1 protein-coding gene is annotated in these 612 nt (G+C 80.6%); it reads left to right on the forward strand.

Annotation, left to right across the window (positions count from 1 at the left end; genetic code table 11):
• Positions 1 to 612 (forward strand): AfsR/SARP family transcriptional regulator (locus NUM_RS33780; protein ID WP_207128999.1); only part of this gene is annotated, 612 nt, incomplete at both ends.

Raw genomic sequence — 612 nt, forward strand, 5'->3', positions numbered from 1 at the left:
TCGGGGCGGTGCGGCCGTCGTCGTCGCCGGTGCCCGGCTCCGGGCCCTGCTGGCCCGGCTGGCCCTCGACGCCGGCCGACCCGTCGGCACCGACCGGCTGATCGCCGCGCTGTGGGGCGACGAACCGCCCGCCGGCGCCGGCAACGCGCTGCAGTCCCTGGTGTCCCGGCTGCGCCGGGCGCTCCCCGCCGACACCCCGATCCGTTCCGTACCCGCCGGCTACCAGCTCGACGTGGACGCCGACGCGGTCGACGTGCGCCGCTTCGCCACGCTCGCCGCCGAGGGCCGGCACCGGCTACGGCACCGCGACCCCGCCGGCGCCGTCGAACCGCTGCAGGAGGCGCTGCGGCTGTGGCGCGGACCGGCCCTCGCCGACGTCACCGCCCCGTACGCGGCGGCCACCGCCGAGCGGCTCGACGCCGACCGGCGCACCGTGCTCGGCGACCTCACCGAGGCGTACCTCGGCGCCGGCACGCCGCAGCAGGCCGCGGCGACCATCGCCGGCCCGGCCGGCGAACACCCGCTGGACGAACGGCTCTGCGCCCTCGCCGTCCGCGCCCTCGCCGCCGCCGGGCGCCAGGCCGACGCCCTCGCCGCCTACCAGCGCACCCG

Origin of the sequence: Actinocatenispora comari (assembly GCF_017312725.1) — a bacterium.
Lineage (GTDB): Bacteria > Actinomycetota > Actinomycetes > Mycobacteriales > Micromonosporaceae > Actinocatenispora > Actinocatenispora comari.